This window comes from Microbacterium sp. bgisy203 (genome assembly GCF_057706945.1).
On record NZ_JBYIPF010000003.1, the window covers coordinates 15,831 to 40,849 of the forward strand.

The following is a 25,019-nucleotide window of genomic DNA, read 5'->3' on the forward strand; positions in this document are numbered from 1 at the left end:
ATGAAGCCGAACCCGCCAGCGAACACCGGAGGCTGTCTCTCGACGCTCAATGCTCAACGCTCAGCCCCGCGAGCCGGTGCACATCCGCAACCGCGTAGACCCGACGGGCACCGACCACGAGCGGCGTAATCGGGAACGTACCCGCACGCACCTTACGGCTGATTGTGGAGGGGTGCACCCGCATGAGCTCCGCGAGCTCGGCCTCGGTGTACCAGAGCGGCGTGTCAATCGTCTTACTCACCGTCGTTTCCCTTCTCGTCGTACAGACGCCTACGCTCGGCGTAGAGAGCGCCCAACTGCGTGTCATGCTCAGCCGTCCACTGCCCAGCCATCGCAAGGCCAATAGCCCGCTTCTCGAACCCGGAAATCTCGTCATCCAGTCGCCGCAACCGCTCACGCCGCTCCATCGCTGACCACCTCCCGCGAAGCATCGCCCGCACGGGCAGCCAACACCGCAGCGCGATAGTCCGCGTACTCGAGGTAGTCGGCGCGGAAGTAGCGCAGCGGTTCGCCCGCTTCGTGGATGACGCCCTGACCCGGACGCAGGCCCATGATCCGGTCAACATCCTCCGGGGTCGCCAGCTCCATGAGCAGTTCGACGCTTGCCCGGTTATCGACCCGCATCGACACGCGACGGGCGTACTGCGCACGCTCAGGGAGGTTCGCGACCTCGGCCCGCTGGATGATGGTAAAGACCCGCATACCGGCTTTCGCGGATTCCCTGAGCAGCCGCCCCATCGCCAGACGCATGCGCGGCGCGAACTTCTCGCCAGGCTTGCGCCCCTGATCTTCGCCGTCGAGCCACGACAGGATCGCAGGTAGTTCCTCGAACACGATCACGAACAGAGGGAACGCGCGACGGAGAACGTGCATCGGTACCGAATCCAACCCGCGTTCGAGCAGGAGGCGGATGCGCTTGTCCATCATCCGCACCAGCTGCTCAACCACCTCGCAGGCCGACTCCGGGTCAGCCGTCCCCAGGTGGATCAGCGCGTCATCGTCGCCCCGCCGATGCGGAGCCAGGAGCAGCCCAGATGGGTCGACACCAACGACCCGCACCGCTCGGTCACGAGCCGCAGCAGCCAAGACCGCGTATGCGAGAACTGACTTTCCCGAGCGCGTCGCCCCCTGGATCACCGAGTGCATCGCAGCGAAGTGATCCCACACGACGTTGCGCCCGTTCTCGTCGACGCCGAACGTTCCCCGGCGGCTCACAATGCCGCCGCCATTGCCTCGGGAACGCTCGCGTTCGGGTCGATCCACTCGCACCCGTCGATGGCCGCCCACGGGATGTCGTCGCCCTCGAAGTCATCGAGCATCAGACGGCCTCCGTCTCGTCGTCATCCGTCCAATCGTCCGGATTCACCGCCGCAGCAGGCGCAGCGGAAGGCGTAGCGACGCGGCGCATGCCGTCCAAAGGCGAGCGCGTCATGATGCCGACACGCACGACGGCAGGGCCGATCTTCTCCACCACGACATCCGTGCCTGTCGCCGCGCCGATTCGTTCGGCGTTCGCGTCCGAAGGCACGCGGCCACGAGGGAGCACCAGATCAACAGCCGGCCCTGTAGCGAGCAGTGAACGCCCCACGACCGCCGGCAGGTAGGTAATCGTGTCGCCCCTCCGACTCAACTTCTCGACCGAGAGGCCCACGTCCTCCGCCCAGGCCTTCACGCGCTCGACCGAACGCAGTGCGCGTTTCTCGTCCGCCGACAGCGAGGCGCGCTCTTCCTTGCTCAACTTCGGGCCACGAACGCGACCGAACCGAGCGAGCAGCCAGCCACGGAACGCCGGAACGAGCATCGCCACCACTGCGACGGCGAGCAGCAGCACGAGCAGGACGGCCACCAGGCCGCGAACGAACGACACGAGGCCGTACAGCGGATGCGACGGCGCAACACCCGTCACGGACAGTGCAAGCAGTACGGCGACCATCAGGCAAGCCATTGCCAGCGGCACGATTCGATGCAGCTTCATCGCGACAACCTCGGAATCTCGAACGTCACGCGCTGCACGTTGAAGGTCGAGGATGACGTGCGCGTCGAGACCACGAATGTGTGCGAGCCGTGATCCAGTCCGTCCACACGAACATGGGCACCGTCGAACGCTCGATCAGCCCCAGTCCCTGAGAACTGCACGGCCACCCACGAGCACGCACCATCGCTCAACCCGCCAGGTGCGACAGCATCAAGCCTGCACAGCGTCTTCCCCATGCCTCCGTCGGTGACATCAGAAATCGTGAACGATTCGCCCAGCGGCGGGAGATAGATCACTGCCGACCCATCATCGGTCTTGCCCGCACGAGGCCTCACCGCTTGCGATACCGTCACCGTCTTCTTGTCCTGTTCGGCGTAGACGTACACCGGATCCGTGCTGCCTGGAACGTACTGATAGGTGTACTCCGTAGCGTCATCAGTGATCGCCGCCGACGCAGGAGTCTCCACGACGACCCACGCCACGGCGATCAGCAACACCAGCGCGAAGCCCGCAAACCCCGCGACAGCGCCAGTAGCGCGGCGCTCGATTCCTCGCGTGTTCATGTCACGCCTCCGTCTTCTTCGGCGAGGGAGCTGTCACCGGTACGAGGCTTTCGACCGTGATCGACAGCAGCACGCGACCGTTGCTTTCGTACGGCTGCACCCATACCAGGCCGTCGGCGCGCACCTGCTCGCCCGCTTCGATCACGTCATCTGGCACCGCATTGATGACGTGCAGCGAATGTCCCTTCTGGGGGCGGAGCCGCCCCTCCTTGTCGAGCAACTGCGGGATGCAGCCTGAGGCGAGGGTCGGGCGTCCGTCGGGCGACAGCGCGTTGCTCTGTGCGCTGCCGCGATCCCCCTTCATGCGGAACCGCATCGGCTCACCGAGACCGAGTGCGGTCAACGGCCATGCATCGGAGTTGGTCAGGATCGGAAGGCTTGCCGCCTGGGTAGTGTTCATTCTCGTTCTCCTTGTCTGTGCACGCGGCGCTCGATTTGATTGGTTTGCGCGTCACATGCACGACGATACGTCTTGATTGGTTTGCGCGTCAACTGGTAGCGTCAACCTATGACGCCGAAGACTCTTCCCAGCCCATACCAGGACGATCCAGACGCCTTCCCCGTAGCGCAGATGAAAGACCCGGCGCAGATTGCTGAGTTCTTAGAGCGCGCCGGGCATGCACTACTCCGTGCGGCGAAGGCGGCGCAGCAACCTCAGCCGCCAGCGGATCCCATCGACGCCGACACTCGAACGACGAGCGCGCTGGAGGCGCTGCGGATCGGTGTTGCTCAAACCTTGCTCGCGCGCCGAATCGCTATCGAATGGGCGCTCGAACATACCTCGCTGACGCAACGGGGTGTCGCTGCTCTGCTTGGACTGAACCAGGCGACCACATACCGATACCGCCACAACGTCATCACCAACGAGGACGTTGCTGAGGCGGCGCTTGGCATCGTTCCACGAGTCGACTGAAGTGCAGCTACGGAGCCCTTCCCTGCGCTGAGCTAAGGGCTCCGTAATGTCCTAGAGGTGCCAGTTCTGGCCGACCCTGAGGTGGTTTCCCGCGCTCCTCGACCGGACACGCGGGTGTCGGCGTTCCTAAGGCCGTGCTCGGCTTATGCCAGCATGGTGCCAATACCCCAAGGAGCTTACGCATGGCCGAGATACGCAAGTTTGTCCGGTTCTCCGACACTGTCGTCATCGAACCTGACGAAACGAGGAACCCGGCTCAAGGCACCTTCTGGTTCGACCTAATTGACGGGATGCACGGTTGGTCCCACCAGCAGCGTGAGTTCCCGGTGTCGGGTGTGAAGTACTTCGGTGAACCGCAGCGCCCCGTTTCGCCACCGCTACCGCACATCCAGGTCGGCCGCGTTCGAGACCTATCGGAACAACTCAAGAAGTACAATCTGACAAGCGGGAGCGTCGATCCGCTCACCTTTGAGGATCCCGACGACCGCGTCTCCGAGCCGACGTACATCGTGCCCTTCGGTAACAATGGACGTGTCGCAATAATGAGCCCGGCGGTACGTGCCACCCGACACGAAACGCTTGCCCGCTGGGTGACGGGAGTATGCGAGTTGGCAACTCAGGGTCGCTCGATCGAGCTGATTCCTGTTGTTGACGAAGAGGTCCTCGCAAAAATCGCGAACGCCGAGGGCGCGGTGATGCTTGAGGTCCACGTCGATGCTGGAATGCCGATCCCGGACTCTGGGGGTGGGGACCTGGGTGATGCGTTCCGCGCTGCGAGACATCAGGCAACTGATGAGCTGGACCTCGTCCTGCGCTGGTCGCTGGGACGTCGTAACGGGACGCACTCGATCCGTGACGCGATTCGTGAAGCAGCTCTATGGGTTGCCAACGGTGGGTTCAGCACGAAGGCTGAGGTCAACATCGTGACGGAGAACGAGGAGGGCAGCATCTCGCGGGAGCTTCACTCCATCTTCGATGACCGCATCGCCAAGCGCGTGGAGTTCTTCGTGCCCGAAGGTCAGGTCGCGCCGGACGAGGTAGTGCTTGCCTCCATCGGCGAAGCGATCAACAATTTCCTCCGCGGGAGCGGTGTCGGAGGCTGAGCCTACACTGAACATTCGTTCGAAATGGTGGTGATGTCATGAAGGCTCTACGGAGGTTCGGAAGCTTTTTCGTCAACTACCCGGCGGCTGTCTCGGTGCTGATTTTAGTTGCGGTTGCCGCTCATTTCTGGCTGGCGCAAGAGAGACCGGAGCTCAACGTTGCTCGTGCCCTAGCAGAGAGCGCGGTTCCCGAGCCGAGGGAAACTCTGATGAGTCTCGCCCTCGGCGTTGCCGGGGTAAGTGCCATGGTCGGTGGTTTCGCGGGCGTGGTGGTGGTGTTCGGACTTGGGACCGAGCATGACCGATTCAGATTGCTCCGTCGCAACGGCGGGAGTCGGCTACGTGCAAGCTGGATTTCGGTCGTGCTTAGTTCATTTACGGGCGCCTTCGGGGCAGTCGTGTCCGCGGTCATGGTCGTTGGCTTCGGGGTGGAGCCGGGGATGTGGGTTCTCGAAGCATGCTTGCTGTTCACTGCGCATGGCGCAGTCAGACTCACGGTGCTGCTGGCGGGACTAGCGCGGATCGTTGACGAGGGTGATCGAGATGCCGACCGGCAGAAGCGCACTGTGAAGTCGACCGATCTGATCCCAAAGAAGCCGCAAGCTTAGGCCGCTGGCATCAACCAGTTTCGCCGAATTTCGGTGTACTGCGGCCGGATGGGCTGGGAGCCGTTTGCACGTACCAGGCGAGCCGGTCGAAGTCGCCGGACTCCGCGATTTCGAGCGCTTCCGCCAGACGATCAGAGTTGTTCCGGAACGCGCGATCGTAGGTCCGAGCTTCGATCACGGCGACCGGCTCGAAAGCCTCCGCCTCATCGATCAGTTCGTCGTCTGTCTTCTCTTCCTCGCCGGGGAGCAGACGGTCACGCAGTCCCTTCGTCCACGAGAACGCTCGACGGCCCCGAGTGGCTGTCACGAACTCGACCCACAGCGCTCGTGCTTGCTCTGTCCCTGGACCCTCTGCATCGAGCAGTTCGAACGGTGCGAGACTGTCGCCGCGACCTCGCTTCAGATCGCCGCGCGCAATCTCCGCCCCTACCGACGCTCGACGCTCGCCTGTGTGCTCTTGCACCTTTGACAGGTACTTGGCGAGCACCGCACCGTCACCGTCGACCGCTTGCACCTTGACGCCATGCTCTCGTGACGGGAGTCGTCCGCCCTTCTTCTCGACCGCGCGCACCCACAGCGCGTGAACCTCAGTCTCGAACGATGCGAGTTCCGCCGCCGACAGTGGATGCTCGAACACGACCAGGAAGTGCGAGTGCGGGTGCCAGCCGTTGCCCCCGTAGGTGACCTCCGTCGAGCGGATCGCGCCGACATAGCCGAGACGCACGGCCAGCCGCTTCCATGCTCGCCAGGACTGCACGGCACGCCACGCGCCCAGCAACACGTCAATCGACGGCGCTAGGCCGTCCTCGGACTTGTGGCGCAGCGTCAGCGTCATGAACGCGAGGCCCATGCCCGCATCCTGAGCGTGCAGCGCCGCCCGCTTAATCTCATCCGCCCGCGTCGCGCGAATCACGCCCGCGCACACCGGGCACGCCCACACCGACGCGCAGCGCTCCAGGCCGGAGTAGTGCGCTGGATGCTCGCCGGTTCCGTCGGCATGAACTGTCACCGCAGCGGCAGCGCGCCAGCGGCACCGAGCCGGACGCAGAGGCCGCACCCACTCGCCGGACTCATCCGCCCGAGCATCACGAGATAGCCCCACCTGCTCCCGAGCATGACCGATCAGCCACCCGCTCGACCGCTGCCGACGCCGGAACCGAACCCGCCGCCAATCCGAAGCGGCAACGCTATTCGCGATGTACCAAGACGCGTCGCTTCGCTCCGCGTGCGGAGCACCTTTCGACCCTTCGCGGGCTTCGCCCGCTCCGGGCGCGAAAGGCGCTCCCTCGGGGGCGTGCTGGCGTTGGTCATCGGAGAAGTGGCCTGGCATTCATGCCGGTCGGCCCAGGGGAGTGGCAGGGGAGCGGCACCGCCGAACACGCCTCGAATCGGCGTGCATCCGGTGCGCACGGGCGCAGAAAACAGCGGCCTATGCGGACTCTGTGGCCCTGCTAAGGTGGAGTCCCCTTACGGGGACCGAGGGTTCAAATCCCTCCGTCTCCGCAAAGAAAACCCTGGTCATAGGGATCTTTTCCGACCCGTTCGCTGCGTGCGGGTGTCGGTGGCGGCGCCGCTATGCGGTGCTCTTCGGGATCGACTCCCTGCGGGGCGGGATGAGCGGTGTCGAAGGATCGAGGGTCGCCGTCAGCAGCTCGCCCATCGCGGCGACGGGGTCGCTTCCGTCGGCAAGCCAGCGGATCTGGATGCCTTCCCACGCAGTGACGACGAGGCTCGCCGCCGCGGCGGCATCCATGCGCGGGCGCAGGCGACCGACCGCGACATCGTGCGTGATCAGCTCGGCGTAGGAAGCAGTGACGGTGGCGTAGCGACGCTGCAGCCAGTCGTGCGCCTCGTGGCGGGGATACGTCGCTTCGGCCGAGACGATCGAGAACATCCGGACGAGCTCGCGCCGGTTCAGGTTGCGCCGCACGATCGCGAGAACGGAGGGAGCGAAGCCGTCGCGGCGTGAGCGCTCGTCGAAGTCGACGTCGGCGGCATCCTCCTGCTCGAGCACGGCGGACAGGAGCGACACCTTCGTCGGGAAGTGGTGCATGAGTGTCGTGAGGCTGAGGTCGAGCTGCTTCGCGATCTGGCGCAACGACCCGCCCTGGTAACCGTGCGCGCTGAACACGGCGGTTGCGGTGGAGATGATCTCGCTGCGCCGCTCGGCCGTCTTGGCGTACGGCCCGCGGCGAAGGGGGCGCTCATCGGACATGGAGCGATCGTAGCGGGATGCCGGAGGGAAACCGTGCAACTGCACGTATTTCAGCATAGGCTGACGGCATGGCAATCGATGACACGACCTACCGGTGGGTGAAGCCCGGGGCGGCGGGCCCAGGCGCGATGCGCTACGGCGCCGACTACAACCCGGAGCAGTGGCCGCGCGAGGTGTGGGACGACGACGTGCGGCTCATGACCGAGGCGGGCGTCAACATCGTCTCCCTCGGAATCTTCTCGTGGGCGCTGCTCGAGCCGCGCGCGGGCGAGTACGACTTCTCGTGGCTCGACGACGTCATCGACTTGCTGCATGCGAACGGCATCGACGTCGCGCTCGCAACGGCGACCGCCTCGCCGCCGCCCTGGCTCGCGAAGGCACATCCGGAGATCCCGCCCGTCGCGATCGACGGCACCGTCCAGGAAGATCGAGTAGTTGCGGCGACCGGAGGCCGCGATCTCGGCCAGCATCTCCGGCCAGACGGGGCTGTGCCGCTCGATGTAGGCATCGAGCATCTCCGGCCGCACGTGCAGGGTGAAAGCGACGCGGGTCATGACACTCCTTCGTGAGGGCTCACGATCATGAATCGTTTCAACAATAGCGCTCCTGTATCGTTTCACGCAAGCACCGCGAAGGGATGCCATGTCCATCAGCGTCAAAGACGTCGCCGCCGCGGCCTCCGTCTCGGTCGGAACGGTCTCGAACGTCCTCAATCGGCCCGAGAAGGTCGCCGCCGCCACCGTCGCCCGGGTGCAGGCGGCGATCGACGACCTCGGCTTCGTGCGCAACGACGCCGCCCGCCAGCTGCGCGCCGGGCGCAGCCGCTCGATCGGCCTCATCGTGCTCGACAGCGCCAACCCCTTCTTCGCGGAGGTCGCGCGCGGCGCCGAAGAGCAGGCCGATGCCGAAGGCATGTCGGTGCTGCTCGGCAACAGCGACCAGGTGCCGAGCCGCGAGAGCGCATACCTCGATCTGTTCCGCGAGCAGCGCGTCAACGGCGTGCTGCTGACGCCCGTCGACCTCGACGAGGCACCCGTGCGGAGGCTCGCCGCTGCCGGCATCCCGCTCGTGCTGGTCGACGGGGAGCTTCCGGGCGGCGACGTGCCCTCGGTCGCGGTCGACGACGTGGAGGGCGGGCACCTCGCCGCCGCGCACCTGCTCGCGCTCGGGCGCCGCCGTATCGCGTTCGTCGGCGGCCCGCTGTCGATCCGTCAGGTGGCCGACCGACTGCGCGGTGCGCGTCGCGCGCTCGCCGCCCACCCCGACGCGCGCCTCGAGGTCATCGACACCGACGCGCTCACGGTGCTGCGGGGGCGCGAGGTGGGCGAGGCGATCGCGCGCCGCCCCGTGGGCGAGCGACCCGACGCCGTGTTCTGCGCCAACGACCTGCTCGCCGTCGGCGTCATGCAGGGGACGGCGATCCTCGGCGACATCCGCGTGCCGCACGATCTCGCCCTCATCGGCTACGACGACATCGATTTCGCCCAGGCGACCGTCGTTCCGCTGTCGTCGATCCGTCAGCCTGCGCGCGAGATCGGCGCGACCGCCGTCGCCTTGCTGTTCGAGTCGCTCGAGGGGGCGCCGGCGCGTCACGTCACCTTCCGCCCCGAGCTCGTCGTGCGGGCCTCGACCGCCGGCTGAGCCCGTCGTCCGCCGGATCGTCCGACGGGGCGCCAGCGCCCGCGGACGCGCAGCGTCACCGCGCCGACGACGCCGAGCGTGTCCGCGATTTGCGCGGCGGCCTCAAGGCGCGCCCGGGCGGCGGCGGGCAATCCGATCGTGGTGTCGACGCGGAGCGGCAGGACGTGCAGCGTCACCTCGTCGCCCGGCCGAATACCGGCATCCCGCACCGACACCGTCCAGCGCTCGCCGTCCCAGAACCGGTCGTCGACGACGCGGCCCCCGACGCGCAGCTGCGCGACGTCGCCCGCCCAGTCGATGTCGAGCACCGCGTCGGCGGCGGTGTCGCTCGCCGAGGCGGGGAGGTCGAGCCGGAAGACGGCGGCGAGATCGTCGACGACGTCGGCGTCGGGAGCGCGATGGCGTGCGCGGCCGAACCCGTAGTCGGCGGGGACAGCGCGAACCGCGGCTTCCGCGAGCACCACGGGTGTCAGCGGCGTCGGCCCACCGGGGTCGGCGGCTGCGGGTTCGCGGTCGAGCGAGCGCCAGGCCCCGCCGAACTCGTCGAACACCTCGACGACGCCCGGGCCGCGCGCCCACAGCACGGCGTCGTCCCACGAAAGCTCCGCGGCCGTGCGCAGCAGAGCGCGCCCGGCAGCCGTTTCGCGCACCCACAGCCGGTCGGCGTCCGATGCAGGCAGGACGAGCACCCGGCCGGCGCCGACGGAGACCGGCTCGCCCGGCGTCACCGGCAGTTCGCGGCCGTCCACGCGAAGACGGGGCTCCACCCCGGCATCCGCGAGCAGCACGAGCACGGGCGACGCGCCCGGCAGCTCGGTGAGAAGCGACGCCGTCGCCCCGTCGATCCGGGCGCCGGCGAACGGCCACGCGACGGGCCAGCGCGCGAGCGTGCCCGCCGGGATGTCGGTCGCGGGAAGCTCGATGACCTCGTCGTCGAGCGTGATCCGCACGCGCGCACCCGTCACGTCGGCGACGGGTTCGTGCGGCTGATGGTGCGAGATCACGACGATGCCCCGCTCCCCGTCCGAACGCAGCGCCCAGCGCAGGGTCGTGCGGTCGTCGAGCCCGGTGGGAGAGGCATCCGGCAGCGTCGAGGTCATCTCGGCGAGACGATCGCCGAATGCCGCGAGGAACGAATGCTGCAGGCGCAGCGGCGCCGCCGAGGCGTGCAGGTCGCCCGACTGCCCGATCGGCGCATGGAAGTCGTACCCGATCTCGGGGAGGTCGTTCGGGTAGCCGGTGGCGATGGTCTCCTGCAGCCTGGGTGCGGGGTTCGCGCCGCCGACGTACATGAAGTATCCCTGCCACGCCGAGCCGCTGCCGATCTTGCCGTGCGCGAGCGCCGCGATGTCGTGCGCCGTGAGCACGGGGCGCCGATGGTAGGCCGTCGCCATACCCGATCCGAGCTCGCACGTCGCCGGGGGGAACCCGTGCAGATCGGTGGGGCGACCGGTATCCGACGGGTCGGCGGCGAACCCCTGCGCCTCGCGCACGTCGGCGCCCACGCCCGGATCGTCCCACTCGTGCGAGGGGAAGAAGTGCGCCCGGAACGACGGATCCCAGCCGTCCTCCGGATCGACCCAGAACCCGTCGGCATAGCCGCTGAACACCGGGAAGACCTCGCCGCCCGGCAACTGCGCGCCGCCCCACGCGGTGGCCGTCCACAGCGGAGCGGACATGCCCGACTCCCGCGCGAGGCGCTTGAGCGTGACGAGGTGCTCGGGCCGGTCATACAGCTCGTTCTCCAGCTGGATGCCGACGACGGCACCCCCGGGTCGTGCGCGTCCGTCGAGCGCGTGGGCGAGCCGGGGCCGACGCGGGCGCGCTCACCGCGGCGGGCGCCGCGTTCCTCGACCCGTCGGGACTACTGCGCCCCGGCATCCCGTTCTGCCCGCCGGGAGGCGACGCGGGGACCGGCATGGTCGCGACGAACGCGGTGGCACCACGCTCCGGCAACGTCAGCGCAGGAACGAGCGTGTTCGCGATGGTCGTCCTCGAGCGCCCGCTCGTCCACGCGCATCACGAGATCGACCTCGTGTCGACGCCCGCAGGTGAGCCGGTCGCGATGGTGCACTGCAACAACGGCGCCAGCGAACTCGCGGCGTGGGCGGAGTTGTTCGGGCGTTTTGCCGCGGCATCCGGCAGCCCGCTCGACGACGACGCCGTCTTCGAGGTGCTGCTCCGCGAAGCGCTCGAGGGCGCGCCGGATGCCGGGGGCCTGCTCGCCTACAACCATCTCGCGGGGGAGCCGATCGCGGGGCTCGCGGACGGACGCCCGCTCTTCGTGCGCACCCCCGAATCGAGCTTCACCCTCGCGAATACGATGCGCGCCCAGCTGTACGGGGTCTTCGCGACGCTGGCCCTCGGCATGCGGGTGCTGCACGAAGAGGGCGTCGCGCTCGACCGGATGCATGCGCACGGCGGCTTGTTCCGCACGGCCGGGGTCGCGCAACGGCTCCTCGCCGCCGCACTGGACACACCGGTCGAGATCGGGGCCACGGCGTCGGAGGGTGGGGCGTGGGGCATGGCGGTCCTCGCCGCGTTCCGCCGGGTTGCGGCAGCCGACTCGGCCTCCGACCTGGGTGCCTACCTGGACGGGACCGTGTTCGCGGGTGCCGACGCATCCGTCGCCGTTCCCGACCCCGCCGATGCGGCGGGGTTCGCCGCGTACCTCGATCGCTATCGCGCGGGTCTCGCCGTCGAAGCCGCTGCGGTGGCCGCCCTCTGAGCGGTGCGCGCCGTGTCGACTCGTCGCCTCTCTCCTCGCTCAATGACCGGAATCTCGGGAAAAGGAAGACCATGACCCTCACCGCCACGCTCGACAGCTCCACCGTCTGGTTCGTCACCGGCAGCCAGGGCCTCTACGGCGAGGAGACGTTGCGGCAGGTCGCCGAGCAGTCCCAGCAGGTCGCCGAGGGCCTGGCCGGGTTGCCCGTGAAGGTCGAATGGAAGCCCGTGCTGACCGACTCCGACGCGATTCGCCGGCTCGCGCTCGACGCCAACTCGGATGACTCCGTGATCGGGATCATCGCGTGGATGCACACGTTCAGCCCCGCGAAGATGTGGGTCCAGGGGCTCGACGCGCTGCGCAAGCCGCTGCTGCACCTGCACACGCAGGCGAACGTCGAGCTGCCGTGGGCGGAGATCGACTTCGACTTCATGAACCTGAACCAGGCCGCGCACGGCGACCGCGAGTTCGGGTACATCCAGACCCGCCTCGGCGTTGCCCGAAAGACGGTCGTCGGTCACGTCTCACACCCCGCCGTCACGGCGCAGATCGAGGACTGGCAGCGCGCCGCCGCCGGCTGGTAGGCCCTGCGCACTCTCAAGTTGGCCCGCTTCGGTGACAACATGCGGTACGTCGCGGTCACCGAGGGCGACAAGGTCGAGGCCGAGCTGCGCTTCGGGGTGCAGGTGAACACATGGGGAGTGAACGAGCTCTCGGATGCGGTGGCCGCGGCATCCGACGCCGACATCGACGCGCTGGTGCAGGTCTACCTCGCGGAGTACGACGTCGCCGACGAGCTCCGACCGGGCGCCGAGCGACACCAGTCCCTCCGCGACGGCGCGGCCATCGAGATCGGCCTCCGGTCGTTCCTGGAGGCGGGCGGGTTCGGAGCGTTCACCACGAGCTTCGAGGACCTCGGTGCTCTGAAGCAGCTCCCCGGACTCGCCGTCCAGCGGCTCATGGCGGAGGGGTACGGCTTCGGTGCCGAGGGTGACTGGAAGACCGCGATCCTCGTCCGGATCGCCAACGTCATGGGCGCAGGTCTGCCCGGCGGGGCCTCGCTCATGGAGGACTACACGTACGACCTCACCCCGGGCGACGAGAAGATCCTGGGCGCGCACATGCTCGAAGTCTCCCCGTCGCTGACGACCCGCAAGCCGAGGCTCGAGGTCCACCCGCTCGGCATCGGCGGCAAGGATGACCCCGTGCGCCTCGTGTTCACCGCCGATCCCGGCCCCGCGCTCGTCGTCGCGATGAGCGACATGCGCGACCGTTTCCGTCTCACCGCCAACGTCGTCGGGAACGTCGAGGCGCCCGACCTGCCGCGCCTCCCCGTGGGGCGCGCGATCTGGAAGCCCGCCCCCGACTTCGCGACATCCGCTGCGTGCTGGCTCGCTGCCGGCGCCGCGCACCACACCGTCATGACGAGCGCGGTCGGCATCGACGTGTTCCGCGACTTCGCCGACATGGCGCAGACCGAGCTCCTCGTCATCGACGAGGACACAACCGTCCGCGGCTTCCAGAAGGAGCTTCGCTGGAACCAGGCGTACTACCGTCTCGCCCAGAGCCTGTGAGCATCGCTCAGCAACGTCGATCCGATGCGCATATGCCGGGGACGCCATACTCGCGGGCATAGCCTGGCCCCAGCGATCGGCACCCGCCTTTGGCTCCGCAACGGCCACGCGGTCACGATCGAATCCCGAGTTATACCATCTCCGCCACCGCACTCGAGCCGCGGCTCGGACCCGTCCGTCAGACTTACGCGGGAACCGACCAGTTCCCGCCGCTCGCTCGCGCGTACACCGACGTCGCGCAGGTCGTGCGGGAGACCGGACTCATGCGCCGGGCGTCCGTCTTCTACATCTGCGTCGGTCTTGCCCTCGCGGCCGGATTCGGCGGCGTCGTGACCGGCTTCGTGCTGCTCGGCGACAGCTGGTTCCAGCTCCTGATGGCCGCCGCGCTCGGCATCCTGCTGACGCAGGTGGCCTTCCTCGGACACGAAGCGGCGCACCGCCAGATCCTCTCCTCGGGGCCGGCGAACGACCGACTCGCCCGGGTGCTCGTCAACGGCATCGTGGGGATGAGCGCGTCGTGGTGGGCGGGTAAGCACACGCGGCACCACGCCAACCCGAACCGCGTCGGAAAAGACCCCGACATCGAGATCGACACCATCTCGTTCCTCGACGTGGACGCCGCCTCAGCGCGAGGCATCCGTCGGATGATCACGCGTCGGCAGGGCTGGCTCTTCTTCCCTCTCCTCACCCTTGAGGGGGTGAGCCTGTGGCGCTCGTACGGCATCGTGATCGCCTACCTCAATCGCGTCGGCCTCGCCGCCCGCGATCCGTTCGACTGTCCCCTCGTCGCGACATACCGCCCGGCCTAGCATCCGGTCTGGCATCCGGCCTAGCATCCGGTCCAGGCCCGCGCAATCCCCGTCGCGGCGACGCGAGTCCCCCGTAGCGTCGAAGACATGGCAACCACGACAGCGACGAAGAACAAGCGCAAGGCCGCCCACGGCGCGCGCCTGACCGGCGAGCAGAATGCCGAGAACGGATTCACCGCCTCCGAGACCCTGAGTGAGAACCTCCAGAAGGTGCTCGTCGACCTCATTGAGCTCGCGTCGCAGGGCAAGCAGGCGCACTGGAACGTCGTCGGCACGAACTTCCGCGACACCCACCTGCAGCTCGACGAGATCATCGAGGCGGCGCGCGAGTTCAGCGACACGATCGCCGAGCGCATGCGGGCCCTGCACGCCCTGCCCGACGGACGCAGCGACACGGTCGCCGAGACGACGACGCTCCCCGAGTTCCCCCAGGGCGAGATCGCGACCACCGAGGTCATCGATCTCATCACCGTACGGCTCGAGGACGCGGTATCGACCTGCCGTGAGGTCCACGACGCCGTCGACGACGAAGACCCGACGAGCGCCGACATCCTGCACGAGATCATCGAGAAGCTCGAACAGTACGCGTGGATGATCAGCGCCGAGAACCGGAAGGCACGCACCTCATGACCGACATGTACACCCGTCAGGACCCGACGACCCAGTACCCGCGTCCGCCGTTTCCGCCCCAGCAGCAGGATGCCCCGGGCGACATCCACGAGATGACACCCGCGCCCGATCACGGCGAGACGACCTACATCGGTTTCGGGCGCCTGCCCGGTCGGAAGGCCCTCGTCACGGGCGCCGATTCCGGCATCGGCCGCGCCGTCGCGATCGCCTACGCCCGCGAGGGCGCCGACGTCGCCCTGTCCTACCTGCCTGAAGAGCAGGAGCAGGCCGAAGAGGTCGCGGAGCTCATCCGCGCCGAGGGGAGGACCGCCGTCCTTCTCCCGGGCGACCTGCAGGACGAGCAGACGAGCATCGACGTCGTCGAGAAGGCCGTGAAGGACCTCGGCGGTCTCGACATCCTGGTCCTCAACGCGGGCACCATGCCGACCGTCGACTCGATCGACGACTTCGAGACGAAGACCCTCGACCACGTCGTCAAGGTCAACATCTATCCGCTCTTCTGGATGACGAAGGCGGCGTCGCCGCACCTCGAGCCCGGCGCGGCGATCATCACGACCTCGTCGATCCAGGGGTTCGACCCGTCGCCGTCGCTCGCCGAGTACGCGGTGTCGAAGGCGGGCATCGCCAACTGGACGCGTGCGACGGCTCAGCAGCTCATCGAACGCGGCATCCGCGTCAACGGTGTCGCGCCGGGGCCGATCTGGACGCCGCTCCAGCCCGCCTTCGTGCCGAACGAGAAGATTGAGTCGTTCGGCGAGCAGACGCCCATCGGCCGCGCCGGTCAGCCGGTCGAACTCGCCCCGGCGTACGTGTTTCTCGCGTCGCAGGAGTCGAGCTATGTCGTCGGCGAGACGATCGCCGTCACCGGCGGCATGCCCGTCACCTGATCGTCGGCGCCGCGAATGACGATCACGGACCGCTCCGATCTCGCGACGTATGCGCCGATCGGCGACGGGCGCACGATCGCGCTCGTCGCCGGTGACGGCGGTATCGACTGGATGCCGATGCCGAACCTCGACTCGACGCCCGTCTTCGCGCGGCTCGTCGACGACGAGAACGGCGGGTGCATCGAACTGGGACCCGAGGGGGAGCCCGGGGTCGACTACACCGTGCGCCGCCGCTACCTCGCCGGCACGAACGTGCTGCAGACGACGTTCACGACGGCATCCGGGTCGGCACGGGTGACCGACGCCCTGGTGACGGGCGTCGCCGGACGCCTCCCGTGGGCGCAGCTCGTGCGGCGCATCGAGGGCGTCGACGGAAATGTGCGCTTCCGCTGGAAGGTGCGCCCCGGCACGCGACTGGGCACGGCATCCCCGTGGATCGTCCGACACGACATCGCCGGAGACGGCGCCGCGCACCTGCTCCGTGTCGGGCGGACGACGCTTGCGGTCCTCGGCGACGGGATCGGACGCGCCCGGTCGGAGGACGGCGGCGCGCCGTTCCCCGCCGTCCGCGGCACCTTCACGACGAAGCCGGGCGACCGTCATCTGCTCGCGATCGTCGCCACCGACGACGAGCCGCTGCACCTTCCCGACCCGGCGACGCTGGATGACAGCCTCGAGCGCTCGATCGGGGGCTGGCGTGCCTGGTCGCGCGAGTTCTCCTACGACGGACCGTGGCGGGATGCCGTGCAGCGCAGCGCCCTGGCGATGAAGCTTCTCGTGTACGCGCCGACCGGGGCGATCGCCGCGGCTGCGACGACCTCGCTACCCGAGAACCCGGCGGGCGGGAAGAACTGGGACTATCGCTTCGCGTGGGTGCGCGACCTCGCGTACACGGCGTACGCGCTCGTCCGATTCGGGCTTCGCGAAGAGACGCATGCGGCCCTGTCGTGGCTGCTGAAGACGATCCGCAGCCACGGGTCCGTCCCGCACGTGATGTATACGCTGCGCGGGGATCTCGTTGAGGGGGCTCGCGAGTTCGACGTTCCGGGGTGGCAGGGCATCGGCCCGGTCGTGGAGGGAAATCCCGCGAACGACCAGTTGCAGCTCGGCGTCTACGGCGACCTGTTCGCGATCTGCCGCACCTACGTCGACGCCGGGAACATCCTCGACGTCGAGACCGGTCGCCTCCTCGCGCGCGTCGCCGACCGCACGTGCGACCTGTGGCGCGAACGCGACTCGGGCATGTGGGAGCTTCCCGAGCTCGCTCACTACACCTCGTCGAAGATGGGGTGCTGGCAGGCGCTCCGCGACGCGGTGCACCTCTCCGAGGCGCACGCGATCCCCGGCCCCGCCGAGCGGTGGGCGGCCGAGCGCGACCGCATCCGCGCATGGATCGAGGAGAACTGCTGGTCCGAAGACCTCGGTGCGTACACGATGGCGCCCGGTTCCACGGCGCTCGACACCTCGGTGCTCCTCCACGCCGAGAGCGGCTTCGACCGCGGTGAGCGGATGTCGCGCACGATCGACGCGCTGACCGCGGAGCTGGGCTCGACGGTGCAGGGCCGTGAGGCGCTGCTGTACCGCTACAGCGGGATGCCGCGTGAGGAGCACACCTTCGTCGCCTCCGCGTTCTGGCGCGCGGGCGCTCTCGCGTGCGTCGGGCGGCACGACGAGGCGATCGCGGCGATGGATGAGCTCGTCGCCCTCGCGAACGACGTCGGCATCTACAGCGAGATGATCTCCGAGCGCGACGGGTCGTTCTGGGGCAACCTTCCCCAGGCGCTCAGCCACCTCGCGGTCGTGACGGCGGCGCTCACTATCCGCGACGTCGTGCCGGAGAAGAAGCTGCCGAAGCGCTGATCGGGCGCGGGTGCGGGTGCGGGCGCACACGGGACGATGAATCCGCCGTGGCGGCTCAGTCGTATGGAGCGTGGGGCTCGAGTGCGCCCGTGTGAAGGATGAGGTGTGAAACCGGGCGGTCGCCATACGACTCAGCCGCCACGTCGGGCACGCGCCGACGGTCAGCGCGACGCGAGAGCGCGCACGGGAGAGGCTCAGGGGGCCTTCGCGAGCAGCTTTTCCGCCGTGCGGAGCGACAGCGCGACCTGCGTCAGCGCGGGGTTCGCGGCCAGTGCGCTCGGGAAGGTCGAGTTGTCGACGATCCAGAGGTTCGCGATCTCGTGGCTGCGGCCGTCGGCATCCACCACCCCGTCGTCCGGGTCGACGCTCATGCGGCACGTGCCGAGGGTATGTGCGGTGCGCTGCAACACGCGCGTCTCACTCGCGCCGGCCGCCTCGAGAATCCGGACCATGACGTCCGTCGCATGCGCGATCAGGGCTTTCTCGTTCGTGCCGAGGGAGAAGGTCACCTCCGCCCGGGGGAGGCCGTACTCGTCCGGCTCGCCCGTGAGCGTCAGGGCGTTCTCGGCGCTCGGCAGGCACTCGCCGTTGATGCCGACGCCCGTGGTGAAGCTCGTCGCGTCGAGCGCCGCCATGAGCTCTCGCCCCCACAGCCCGCCTCCTCGGACGAGACTCGTCGCGAAGGTGAGCGGCATGACGCCGAGACTCTGGATGAGGTAGCCGCCGGCGAAGTCCGCATCTGCCGGGGCCGAGAAGTCCTCGGTGATGAGCGCCGAGGGATACCCCCGGTACGCGCGCTGGAGCGTGTCGAAGGTTCCCCACACCTGCGTCGCGGGGTGGGCGAGGAAGTTCCGGCCCACCTGTCCGCTGGCATTGGCGAGGTCGTTCGCGAGCAGGAGTCGCGGCGTCTCCACCCCGCCCCCGGCGAGCACGAGCGTGCGGCAGCGCTGCCGCACGTCGATGTCGCCCTGCCGGTAGACGACGGCGCGCACGAGTCCCGCGGCATCCGTCTCGATCGTGTGCACCATCGCGTCCGCACGGATCTCCGCCCCCGCGGCGATCGCCGCGGGCAGGTACGTCGTCCCCATGGTCGCCTTCGACCCCGTGCGGCACCCCTGGTGGCACGCGCCGCACGCAATGCAGGCCTGACGCGGGATGCCGTGCTGCTCGCGGTCGCGTGTGAGGACGGCGGCGGGGGCGTCCGTGGCCCGGATGCCGAGCTCCCGGCATCCCGCCGCCATACGCTCCGCGGCCGCGTTCCGTCCGGGGGGTGCGTACTCGTAGGCGCGCGACGGATCCCACGGGTAGTCGGCGGGCCCGCTCACGCCGAGATCGCGCTCCGCGCGCAGAAGATGGGGGAGGAGCTCGTCGAACCCGAACGGCCAATCGCGCCCCATGCCGGTCTCGGTGCGCAGACGCATCTGCCCCGCAGCGGGCCGCGGCGTGAAGGCGCCCCAGTGCAGCGTCGAGCCGCCGACGCCCCGCCCGGAGTTGTTCGGTCCGAACGCGACGGGGTCGGCTCCGCCGGAGAGGCGCTCGCTCATCCAGTTGATCTCGACCGCCTCGGTCTCGTCGGGCGTGTGCGCGGCGGGATCGAAGAACGGGCCCGCCTCGAGCGCGACCGCGCGCAGTCCCGCCGCGGCCAGCTCGGCGAGGACAGGGGCGCCGCCCGCGCCGGTGCCCACGACGACGACATCGACCTCCTCCGACGGGTCGAACCGGCGCATCGCGGCGACGTCGAGAGCGAGCGCGCTCATCCGGCGACGCCGAGGTCGGACGGCTCCCACCGGTCGCGCCGGCCCGCCGCGAGCACCGCGAATCCGCGCGGGTCCGCACCGCCCCGGGTGGCGAACGAGTCATTGCGTGCACGGGCGAGCGATGCGGGGTGGGCGAGCCACTGGCGCGTGAGTTCCACCCGCACGTCATCGAACCAGGCCTGCAGCTGCGCGGCGGTGAGCGCGGATGCCGCCGGCTCGAGCTCTCCCGCGACAAGCGCCGCGACGGCGTCGTCATCGAGATCGACACCCGCCAGCGCGTCGAGGGCGAGGCCGGTCGCGACGGCATCGGGCGGGAGGATCGCGGGGCGCCACCCATCGCCCACACCGGCGGCGAGCTGCCGGTCGAACCGGGCCGCGAGGTCGATGCGTCCGCCCGGCTGCGGCTGCGGGACGACGAGCGCGGCGAGCGCGCGGAGAGTGTCGAGCTGCGCCGGTGTCATGGCCCGAGGACGGTAACCCGGGTCGTCCGCGATCGCTCTCGCGGCAAGGGCGGCACGCACGCGCGGCTCGACCTGCGGCGACGCGATCAGATCCGCCCATTCGGAGGGGACGGCGGGAGCGTGCTCGGCGATCTTGGTGCAGACGGCCACGACCGCGGACGCCACCGCGCGGGGCCGCTCCTGCGGCAGGAGGTGCCCGGTCTCACGCAGCCGCACGAACCGCGCCCGCGGGTAGACGCCGCGGTGCAGGCGCGGCTGCGCATCGGCGCCGAGGTCGTCGTCGTCCTCGCCCCCGAGGATGAGAGCCGGCACGTCCAGCTCGCCCACGAACGCCGCGAGATCCTCGCGGCTGCCCTGTGCGAGCCAGTGCACCCAGGCATCCGGCGCCGCGCGACGCAGATCGTCGATCGTGCGCTCATCGCACTCGTGCGAGAGCGGAAGCGCCGTGTTCGCCTCGACGAAGGTGCGCGCCGCCGTCTCGTCGAGGGCGCCGTCCGACGCCCACCCGATCATCTCGGCTCGGCGCTGCTCGCTCATCGGCTCGGGGGTCGGGGGTGAGCCGGCGAGCAGCACCACCCCTGCGAAGCCGAAGACCAGGTCGTCGCCGGCGAGCGCCCGGCGCGCGACCACCGAGGCGACCTTGCCGCCCATGCTGTGCCCGAGAAGAACCCAGCGGGCTGCGCCGTCGCTGCGGATCCGCGCGAGGACATGGTCGGCCATGCCGCGAGCGCCGCGCTGGCGCGCATCCCCCGCTTCGCCGAAACCCGGAAGATCGATCGTCACCAGCCGGATGCCGGGGGTGAGGTGCGCCGCGACCGCGCGGAACGACGCCCCGCTTCCGCCGAGGGCGTGAAGGGCGTAGACGGTCGTCTGGGCGTCGTCGGGGCCGGCCGTCACGGCGTCACCATCCCGCCGTTGACGTTGAGCGTCTCGCCCGAGACGTAGCCCGACTCGGCCGAGGCGAGGAACACGAACGCGGGCGCGATCTCGGCGGGCTGGCCGGCCCGCTGGTACTCGTTCTCATCGTCGAAGTGGGTCATCTGCTCGTCGGAGACCCCGTCCGAGACCTGCAGCGCCGTCCACGTCGGCCCCGGCGCGACCACGTTGACCCGGATGCCGCGGGGTGCGAGCTGCTGTGCGAGCCCCTTCGACAGGTTGTTGATCGCCGCCTTCGTCGCGGCGTAGTCGAGCCGGTCGGGCGCGGGCTTGTACGCCTCGAGCGAGGCCGTGTTGATGATCGTCGACCCCGCGTCGAGATGCGGGAGCGTCGCCTTGATGAGCCAGAACGGGGCGAACACGTTGGTGCGGAACGTCGTCTCGAACTGCTCGTCGGAGAGGTCCTCGACAGCAGCGACAGCCGTCTGCTTGCCGGCGTTGTTGACGAGGATGTCGAGGCCGCCGAGTGCCTCGACGGCCTCGGCGACGACCTCGCGGCAGCGCGCCGGGTCGGTGATGTCGGCGACGATCGCGACGCCGCGCCGCCCGGCATCCGCGATGAGGGCGAGGATGTGCGCGGCATCCGCCTCTTCGCCCGCGCGGTGCACGATCGCGACATCCGCGCCCTCGCGCGCGAAGGCGATCGCCGTCGCCCCGCCGATGCCCGAATCGCCGCCCGTGATCAGCGCGCGCCGGTTCTCGAGGCGACCGGTGCCGCGGTAGGTCTGCTCGCCGAGGTCGGGGACGGGGTTCATCCGTCCCTGCACCGCCGGCTCGTCCTGATGCTGCAGCGGAGGCTCGACCCGGTCGTAGCGGGTGACCGGGTTCTCGAACGTGTACTGGTCGCGTCCGCTCATGAGATGCGTCCCTTCAGAGCTGTGTGGTCGACGGGTCCGTCTTCGGCGAGGACGGCGCGCGCGGCATCCGTCGACTCCGTCGACTCCGTCGAGTCGGAGATGTTCCACAGGAGCACGCCGACGACGCGGTCATCGTCGAGGTAGTAGACGACGCCCTTCTCGTACTCCGTCGTCCAGTCCTCGACGGTGTCGAGACTCGCATCGAGCGTGCCGACCGCCTCGTAGCGCGTGCCGAAGACGGCGGAGTAGTAGTACGGCGTGTGGGTGTAGTCCTCGTCGGCGCCGGCGAGATTCCGCCCCGCCTGCCGGCCCATCTGCTCGGCGTTGTCGACGTGCTCGACGCGGCGACGCCCGAGGATGCGGTCGGGGTAGTCGGCCACGTCGCCCGCCGCGAACACGTCGTCGGACGAGGTGCGCAGGCGCGCGTCGACGACGATGCCGTCGTCGACGGTCAGCTCCGCGGCCTCGGCGAGGTCGGTCGTCACCTCGATGCCGAGGCCCGACACCACGGCATCCGCCGTGATGGTCTCGCCGCCTTCGAGGTCGAGGCGCACGCCCGCGTCGCCGGCGACGCCGCCGACCACCTCGCGGCCGCCGACCAGCTCGACGCCTGCGCCCAGGAACATCTCGGCGAAGTGGTCGGCGAGGCCGGGCGGGAAGATGTCGCCGCCGAGCGTGTCGGTGCTGTGGATGAGGACCGTGTCGACGCCGTTCTGCACGAGGGCCGCTGCGAGTTCGCTGCCGATGTAGCCTCCGCCGACGACGGCGATGCGGTCGACGTGGTCGGCGAGGGCGCGCAGGTGCCAATAGTCCTCGGCGGTGCGGAACGTGAGCACCCGGTCGCTCGGCGCGGCGCCCTCGATCGGGAGCGGCACGGGGCGGCCCCCGGTCGCGATGAGGAGTGTGCCGTAGGCGAGCGTGCCGTCCGCGCTCTCGGGGTTGACCGTGCTCTCGGTGTCGACCGTGCTCTGGATGTCGACGGTGTGCGCCGCCGGGTCGATCGCTGTGGCGCGCGTCCGCAGGAGGACCGTCGCACCCGTGTCCGCGGGTGTGCCCAGGGGCACGTCGTCGCCCGTGAAATCGGGATCGGTCCAGAGCTTCTTGCTGAGTGCGGGGCGCGTGTACGGTGCGTCGATGTCGTCGCTGATGATCGCGATCGTCGCATCGGGGTCGAGCTCGCGGATGCCGCGGGCCGCCGCATCGGCGACCATGCCGCCGCCGACGATCACGTGGTCGTACCGGCGCGGCGATGCGGACTTCGGCTCAGGAGTCGTGGAAGTCATGCATCGAGTCGATCAGGCGTTCGGAGTGCACGCCATCCGCTTGCGCCAAGGCCCCGTCCGCGCTAGCGACCTCGGCGCCTACGGCGACGCGCTGCGGGATGGCGGGCGTATCGCGCGAACAGGTGCGCGTCAACCACCCCCCCCCGATCGCGCGGGCGGTGAGACCCTCGAAGAGACGGACCGGGATCAGGACGGAGGCGCGGCTGTGAGCACGACGACGGGACTCGGGGCCTCGGGGCGGCGACGCGTTGCGGCCTGCGACAGCGCACCCGAGTCCGCCGCCCGCGCCGCCTCACTCGGTTTCCCCGATGCGCCCGTGTGCCCCGATGCGCCCGTGTGCCCCGATGCGCTCGTGTGCCTCCCCGTCGCGGTCGACCGCTTCGAGGTGTCGCGCCCGGGCGTCGTCGTCGGCTTCATCGACCGCGTCGGGCACGTCTTCGTGGTCCTCACCGGCCAGTGGTACGCGGTCGCGGTCGAGTCGCGCCAGGTCCTCACCTTGGACGAGGCGGTCGCGGCCTTCCGCTGATGCCGCGAGACCGCGCGAATGCACGGTTCCCGCTCCGGGATCGTGACATTCGCGCGGTCTCGCGGTCGGGGTGACGGCGCGGAGCCGGGTCAGTAGCCGGCGCGCTGCGTGTCGTCGGCGTGCGGGATCCAGCGCGCCGCGAGGGCCTCCGACCCGCGCGCGAGAAGGGCGACGTCGGCGCCGACGGCGATGAACGCGGCGCCCGCGTCGAGGTAGGTCTGTGCCACGGCGGGGTCGAACGCGTTCACGCCGACGGGCTTGCCCGCACCCTGCACGGCGGCGAAGGCGCGGTGGACGGCGTCGACCACGTCGGGGTGCGTCTGCTGACCGAGCAGGCCCAGGGATGCCGCGAGGTCGCTCGGTCCGACGAAGACGCCGTCGATGCCGTCGACCGCGGCGATCTCGGCGGCGGCGTCGACGGCATCCGCCGTCTCGATCTGCACGAACAGCGACACATACGCGTCGGTGTTTGCGAGGTAGTCGTCCACGCGATTCCAGCGCGCCGAGCGGGCGAGCGCCGAGCCGACGCCGCGCCGGCCGCGCGGCGGATACCGCACCGCCTCGACGACCGCGCGCGCCTCGTCGGCGGACGAGACCATCGGCACGAGGAGGTTCTGGGCGCCGAGGTCGAGCACCTGCTTGATCGTCACGACATCACCCGACGGCACGCGCACCACCGGCGTCGTCCCCGACCCGTCGATCGCCTGCAGCTGCGCGAGGACCGTGTCGAGGGTGTTCGGACCGTGCTCACCGTCGATGAGCAGCCAGTCGAGCCCCGCGCCGGCCATGATCTCCGCGACCAGCGGCGAGCCCGACGACACCCAGCCGCCCACGAGCGGGCGAGGCGCCGCAGCGAGTCGGTCGCGGAAGGTCGCGCTCAGTCGAAACGACATGTGATGACTCCCATCGGACCGTAGTCGCAACGGATCTCGTCACCCGCCGCGACCCACATCGGCCGGGTGAACGACCCGGCGAGGATGATCTCGCCCGCCTCGAGTCTGTCACCGTGGGCCGCCACCTTGTTCGCGAGCCACGCGACGCCGGTGGCGGGATGCCCGAGCACGCCCATCGCGACGCCGGTCTCCTCGATCTCGCCGTTGCGGCTGAGGACTCCCGGCACCCAGCGCAGGTCGATCTCGTCGGGGCGGCGGTGCACGTCGCCGAGGACCATCGCGCCGTAGGCGGCGTTGTCGCTGATCGTGTCGACGATCGTGCGGCCCTCGAGCTCGATGTGCGAGTTCAGCACCTCGAGCGCGGGCACGGCATAGTCGATCGCAGCGAGGGCGTCGTCGAGGGTGCAGCCCGGGCCCGCGAGCGGGGCCTTCAGCACGAACGCGAGCTCGACCTCGATGCGGACGTTCGAGAACTCCGCCGCCCGGATCGTCGCACCCGTCGGATAGACGGTGTCGTCGAACATCACGCCGTAGTCGGGCTCGGTGATGCCCGTCGCCTGCTGCATCGCCTTCGAGGTGAGACCGATCTTCCGACCGACGAGCGTGCGCCCCGACGCCGTCATCCGGTCGCGCCAGACGCCCTGGATCGCGTAGGCATCCTCCACCGTCGCGTCGGGGTAGCGGGCCGTGATCCGCGGGATGACGGTGTGCGCGCGGTCGGCGACGGCGAGCTCGTCGGCGATCTCGGCGATCTGGGTGGGCGTGAGCATGGGGCCTCCGGTCGGTGAGGGGTGCGCGAC

The 25,019-nt window shown here is 69.5% G+C and carries 22 protein-coding genes and 5 pseudogenes; 12 read left to right on the forward strand and 15 right to left on the reverse strand.

All coding sequences use genetic code 11. The features are described from left to right. Positions 1-46 precede the first annotated feature (46 nt). The 5 genes from AC3ENQ_RS05880 to AC3ENQ_RS05900 form a co-directional block, all read right to left on the reverse strand. Positions 47-241, reverse strand: a complete 195-nt coding sequence (locus AC3ENQ_RS05880) for a helix-turn-helix transcriptional regulator (RefSeq protein ID WP_431802648.1) — start codon at positions 239-241, stop codon at positions 47-49. Between the two features lie 152 nt (positions 242-393). Then, on the reverse strand, positions 394-1,215 hold the full coding sequence (locus tag AC3ENQ_RS05885; RefSeq protein WP_431802650.1) for an FtsK/SpoIIIE domain-containing protein: 822 nt from the start codon (positions 1,213-1,215) through the stop codon (positions 394-396). A gap of 103 nt (positions 1,216-1,318) precedes the next feature. Beyond that, a complete protein-coding gene (locus AC3ENQ_RS05890) occupies positions 1,319-1,975 on the reverse strand; it encodes a hypothetical protein (protein WP_431802652.1) in 657 nt (218 codons plus the stop codon). Then, positions 1,972-2,538: a hypothetical protein gene (locus tag AC3ENQ_RS05895; RefSeq protein ID WP_431802654.1), complete on the reverse strand. Its 567-nt coding sequence runs from the start codon at positions 2,536-2,538 to the stop codon at positions 1,972-1,974. Before AC3ENQ_RS05895 ends, AC3ENQ_RS05890 begins: the two co-directional genes overlap by 4 nt. Position 2,539: 1 nt before the next feature. Further along, on the reverse strand, positions 2,540-2,938 hold the full coding sequence (locus tag AC3ENQ_RS05900) for a hypothetical protein (RefSeq protein WP_431802655.1): 399 nt from the start codon (positions 2,936-2,938) through the stop codon (positions 2,540-2,542). A 108-nt stretch (positions 2,939-3,046) separates the two neighbouring features. Here AC3ENQ_RS05900 and AC3ENQ_RS05905 point away from each other — a divergent pair, with 108 nt between their 5' ends. From AC3ENQ_RS05905 to AC3ENQ_RS05915, 3 genes are all read left to right on the forward strand, one after another. Continuing rightward, a complete protein-coding gene (locus AC3ENQ_RS05905) occupies positions 3,047-3,451 on the forward strand; it encodes a hypothetical protein (protein WP_431802657.1) in 405 nt (134 codons plus the stop codon). Positions 3,452-3,633: 182 nt separating this feature from the next. Continuing rightward, on the forward strand, positions 3,634-4,554 hold the full coding sequence (locus AC3ENQ_RS05910; RefSeq protein ID WP_431802659.1) for a hypothetical protein: 921 nt from the start codon (positions 3,634-3,636) through the stop codon (positions 4,552-4,554). Between the two features lie 209 nt (positions 4,555-4,763). Then, positions 4,764-5,162 (forward strand): hypothetical protein, encoded by a 399-nt coding sequence (locus AC3ENQ_RS05915; RefSeq protein ID WP_431802660.1) that lies wholly within the window; start codon positions 4,764-4,766, stop codon positions 5,160-5,162. A 10-nt stretch (positions 5,163-5,172) separates the two neighbouring features. Here AC3ENQ_RS05915 and AC3ENQ_RS05920 read toward each other — a convergent pair whose 3' ends face one another. Together AC3ENQ_RS05920 and AC3ENQ_RS05925 are read right to left on the reverse strand one after the other, a co-directional pair. Next, the gene (locus tag AC3ENQ_RS05920; RefSeq protein ID WP_431802662.1) at positions 5,173-6,492 is read right to left on the reverse strand and encodes a protein rep; all 1,320 of its coding nucleotides are present in this window, start codon (positions 6,490-6,492) and stop codon (positions 5,173-5,175) included. Positions 6,493-6,735: 243 nt separating this feature from the next. After that, a complete protein-coding gene (locus AC3ENQ_RS05925) occupies positions 6,736-7,377 on the reverse strand; it encodes a TetR/AcrR family transcriptional regulator (protein ID WP_431802664.1) in 642 nt (213 codons plus the stop codon). 128 nt (positions 7,378-7,505) lie between these two features. Here AC3ENQ_RS05925 and AC3ENQ_RS05930 point away from each other — a divergent pair. Continuing rightward, positions 7,506-7,796 (forward strand): annotated as a pseudogene (locus AC3ENQ_RS05930) (beta-galactosidase); the annotation flags it as partial. A 60-nt stretch (positions 7,797-7,856) separates the two neighbouring features. Here the strand turns inward: AC3ENQ_RS05930 and AC3ENQ_RS05935 are convergent. Continuing rightward, positions 7,857-8,027: pseudogene (locus tag AC3ENQ_RS05935) on the reverse strand (hypothetical protein); the annotation flags it as partial. Between AC3ENQ_RS05935 and AC3ENQ_RS05940 the strand changes: the two are divergent. Next, entirely contained in the window at positions 8,020-9,018 is a 999-nt protein-coding gene (locus tag AC3ENQ_RS05940; RefSeq protein WP_431802666.1) for a LacI family DNA-binding transcriptional regulator, read from the forward strand. The pseudogene AC3ENQ_RS05935 and the gene AC3ENQ_RS05940 sit on opposite strands and share 8 nt — an antisense overlap. Here AC3ENQ_RS05940 and AC3ENQ_RS05945 read toward each other — a convergent pair. Next, positions 8,967-10,697, reverse strand: coding sequence for a beta-galactosidase (locus AC3ENQ_RS05945; protein ID WP_431802668.1), 1,731 nt, complete (start codon positions 10,695-10,697; stop codon positions 8,967-8,969). The two genes, AC3ENQ_RS05940 and AC3ENQ_RS05945, sit on opposite strands and share 52 nt — an antisense overlap. Positions 10,698-10,822: 125 nt before the next feature. Here AC3ENQ_RS05945 and AC3ENQ_RS05950 point away from each other — a divergent pair. The 6 genes and pseudogenes from AC3ENQ_RS05950 to AC3ENQ_RS05975 form a co-directional block, all read left to right on the forward strand. Next, positions 10,823-11,746 (forward strand): annotated as a pseudogene (locus tag AC3ENQ_RS05950) (FGGY-family carbohydrate kinase); the annotation flags it as partial. 71 nt (positions 11,747-11,817) lie between these two features. Continuing rightward, positions 11,818-13,320: pseudogene (gene araA / locus AC3ENQ_RS05955) on the forward strand (L-arabinose isomerase). Between the two features lie 137 nt (positions 13,321-13,457). Then, a pseudogene (locus AC3ENQ_RS05960) lies at positions 13,458-14,027 on the forward strand (fatty acid desaturase); the annotation flags it as partial. A 189-nt stretch (positions 14,028-14,216) separates the two neighbouring features. Continuing rightward, the gene (locus AC3ENQ_RS05965) at positions 14,217-14,759 is read left to right on the forward strand and encodes a Dps family protein (protein WP_431802670.1); all 543 of its coding nucleotides are present in this window, start codon (positions 14,217-14,219) and stop codon (positions 14,757-14,759) included. Then, entirely contained in the window at positions 14,756-15,646 is an 891-nt protein-coding gene (locus AC3ENQ_RS05970; RefSeq protein WP_431802672.1) for an SDR family oxidoreductase, read from the forward strand. Before AC3ENQ_RS05965 ends, AC3ENQ_RS05970 begins: the two co-directional genes overlap by 4 nt. Before the next feature lie 15 nt (positions 15,647-15,661). Beyond that, positions 15,662-17,506 carry a glycoside hydrolase family 15 protein gene (locus AC3ENQ_RS05975; protein ID WP_431802674.1) on the forward strand — a complete coding sequence of 615 codons (1,845 nt, stop codon included), beginning with the start codon at positions 15,662-15,664 and terminating at the stop codon, positions 17,504-17,506. 194 nt (positions 17,507-17,700) lie between these two features. Here AC3ENQ_RS05975 and AC3ENQ_RS05980 read toward each other — a convergent pair whose 3' ends face one another. From AC3ENQ_RS05980 to AC3ENQ_RS05995, 4 genes are read right to left on the reverse strand one after another with little or no spacing between them, the layout of a single operon-like run. Next, a complete protein-coding gene (locus tag AC3ENQ_RS05980) occupies positions 17,701-19,263 on the reverse strand; it encodes a GMC family oxidoreductase (RefSeq protein ID WP_431802676.1) in 1,563 nt (520 codons plus the stop codon). After that, entirely contained in the window at positions 19,260-20,621 is a 1,362-nt protein-coding gene (locus tag AC3ENQ_RS05985; RefSeq protein WP_431802678.1) for an alpha/beta fold hydrolase, read from the reverse strand. The genes AC3ENQ_RS05980 and AC3ENQ_RS05985 overlap by 4 nt, the downstream gene beginning before the upstream one ends. Further along, positions 20,618-21,517 (reverse strand): SDR family oxidoreductase, encoded by a 900-nt coding sequence (locus tag AC3ENQ_RS05990; RefSeq protein WP_431802680.1) that lies wholly within the window; start codon positions 21,515-21,517, stop codon positions 20,618-20,620. Before AC3ENQ_RS05990 ends, AC3ENQ_RS05985 begins: the two co-directional genes overlap by 4 nt. Then, entirely contained in the window at positions 21,514-22,800 is a 1,287-nt protein-coding gene (locus AC3ENQ_RS05995; RefSeq protein ID WP_431802682.1) for an NAD(P)/FAD-dependent oxidoreductase, read from the reverse strand. Before AC3ENQ_RS05995 ends, AC3ENQ_RS05990 begins: the two co-directional genes overlap by 4 nt. Positions 22,801-23,005: 205 nt before the next feature. Between AC3ENQ_RS05995 and AC3ENQ_RS06000 the strand changes: the two genes are divergently transcribed. Beyond that, a complete protein-coding gene (locus AC3ENQ_RS06000; RefSeq protein ID WP_431802684.1) occupies positions 23,006-23,326 on the forward strand; it encodes a hypothetical protein in 321 nt (106 codons plus the stop codon). Positions 23,327-23,415: 89 nt separating this feature from the next. On the opposite strand, the gene AC3ENQ_RS06005 is transcribed toward AC3ENQ_RS06000, so the two are convergent. Together AC3ENQ_RS06005 and AC3ENQ_RS06010 are read right to left on the reverse strand one after the other, a co-directional pair. Then, positions 23,416-24,219: an HpcH/HpaI aldolase family protein gene (locus AC3ENQ_RS06005; RefSeq protein WP_431802686.1), complete on the reverse strand. Its 804-nt coding sequence runs from the start codon at positions 24,217-24,219 to the stop codon at positions 23,416-23,418. Further along, the gene (locus tag AC3ENQ_RS06010; protein ID WP_431802687.1) at positions 24,204-24,989 is read right to left on the reverse strand and encodes a 2-keto-4-pentenoate hydratase; all 786 of its coding nucleotides are present in this window, start codon (positions 24,987-24,989) and stop codon (positions 24,204-24,206) included. Before AC3ENQ_RS06010 ends, AC3ENQ_RS06005 begins: the two co-directional genes overlap by 16 nt. Positions 24,990-25,019: the final 30 nt, after the last annotated feature.

Coding starts and splice junctions, on each gene's coding strand:
- AC3ENQ_RS05890 (WP_431802652.1), bottom strand. CDS start 1,975: ATGAAGCTGCATCGAATCGTGCCGCTGGCAATGGCTTGCCTGATGGTC.
- AC3ENQ_RS05895 (WP_431802654.1), bottom strand. CDS start 2,538: ATGAACACGCGAGGAATCGAGCGCCGCGCTACTGGCGCTGTCGCGGGG.
- AC3ENQ_RS05900 (WP_431802655.1), bottom strand. CDS start 2,938: ATGAACACTACCCAGGCGGCAAGCCTTCCGATCCTGACCAACTCCGAT.
- AC3ENQ_RS05905 (WP_431802657.1), top strand. CDS start 3,047: ATGACGCCGAAGACTCTTCCCAGCCCATACCAGGACGATCCAGACGCC.
- AC3ENQ_RS05910 (WP_431802659.1), top strand. CDS start 3,634: ATGGCCGAGATACGCAAGTTTGTCCGGTTCTCCGACACTGTCGTCATC.
- AC3ENQ_RS05915 (WP_431802660.1), top strand. CDS start 4,764: ATGAGTCTCGCCCTCGGCGTTGCCGGGGTAAGTGCCATGGTCGGTGGT.
- AC3ENQ_RS05920 (WP_431802662.1), bottom strand. CDS start 6,492: ATGCCAGGCCACTTCTCCGATGACCAACGCCAGCACGCCCCCGAGGGA.
- AC3ENQ_RS05925 (WP_431802664.1), bottom strand. CDS start 7,377: ATGTCCGATGAGCGCCCCCTTCGCCGCGGGCCGTACGCCAAGACGGCC.
- AC3ENQ_RS05940 (WP_431802666.1), top strand. CDS start 8,020: ATGTCCATCAGCGTCAAAGACGTCGCCGCCGCGGCCTCCGTCTCGGTC.
- AC3ENQ_RS05945 (WP_431802668.1), bottom strand. CDS start 10,697: ATGTCCGCTCCGCTGTGGACGGCCACCGCGTGGGGCGGCGCGCAGTTG.
- AC3ENQ_RS05965 (WP_431802670.1), top strand. CDS start 14,217: ATGGCAACCACGACAGCGACGAAGAACAAGCGCAAGGCCGCCCACGGC.
- AC3ENQ_RS05970 (WP_431802672.1), top strand. CDS start 14,756: ATGACCGACATGTACACCCGTCAGGACCCGACGACCCAGTACCCGCGT.
- AC3ENQ_RS05975 (WP_431802674.1), top strand. CDS start 15,662: ATGACGATCACGGACCGCTCCGATCTCGCGACGTATGCGCCGATCGGC.
- AC3ENQ_RS05980 (WP_431802676.1), bottom strand. CDS start 19,263: ATGAGCGCGCTCGCTCTCGACGTCGCCGCGATGCGCCGGTTCGACCCG.
- AC3ENQ_RS05990 (WP_431802680.1), bottom strand. CDS start 21,517: ATGAGCGGACGCGACCAGTACACGTTCGAGAACCCGGTCACCCGCTAC.
- AC3ENQ_RS05995 (WP_431802682.1), bottom strand. CDS start 22,800: ATGACTTCCACGACTCCTGAGCCGAAGTCCGCATCGCCGCGCCGGTAC.
- AC3ENQ_RS06005 (WP_431802686.1), bottom strand. CDS start 24,219: ATGTCGTTTCGACTGAGCGCGACCTTCCGCGACCGACTCGCTGCGGCG.
- AC3ENQ_RS06010 (WP_431802687.1), bottom strand. CDS start 24,989: ATGCTCACGCCCACCCAGATCGCCGAGATCGCCGACGAGCTCGCCGTC.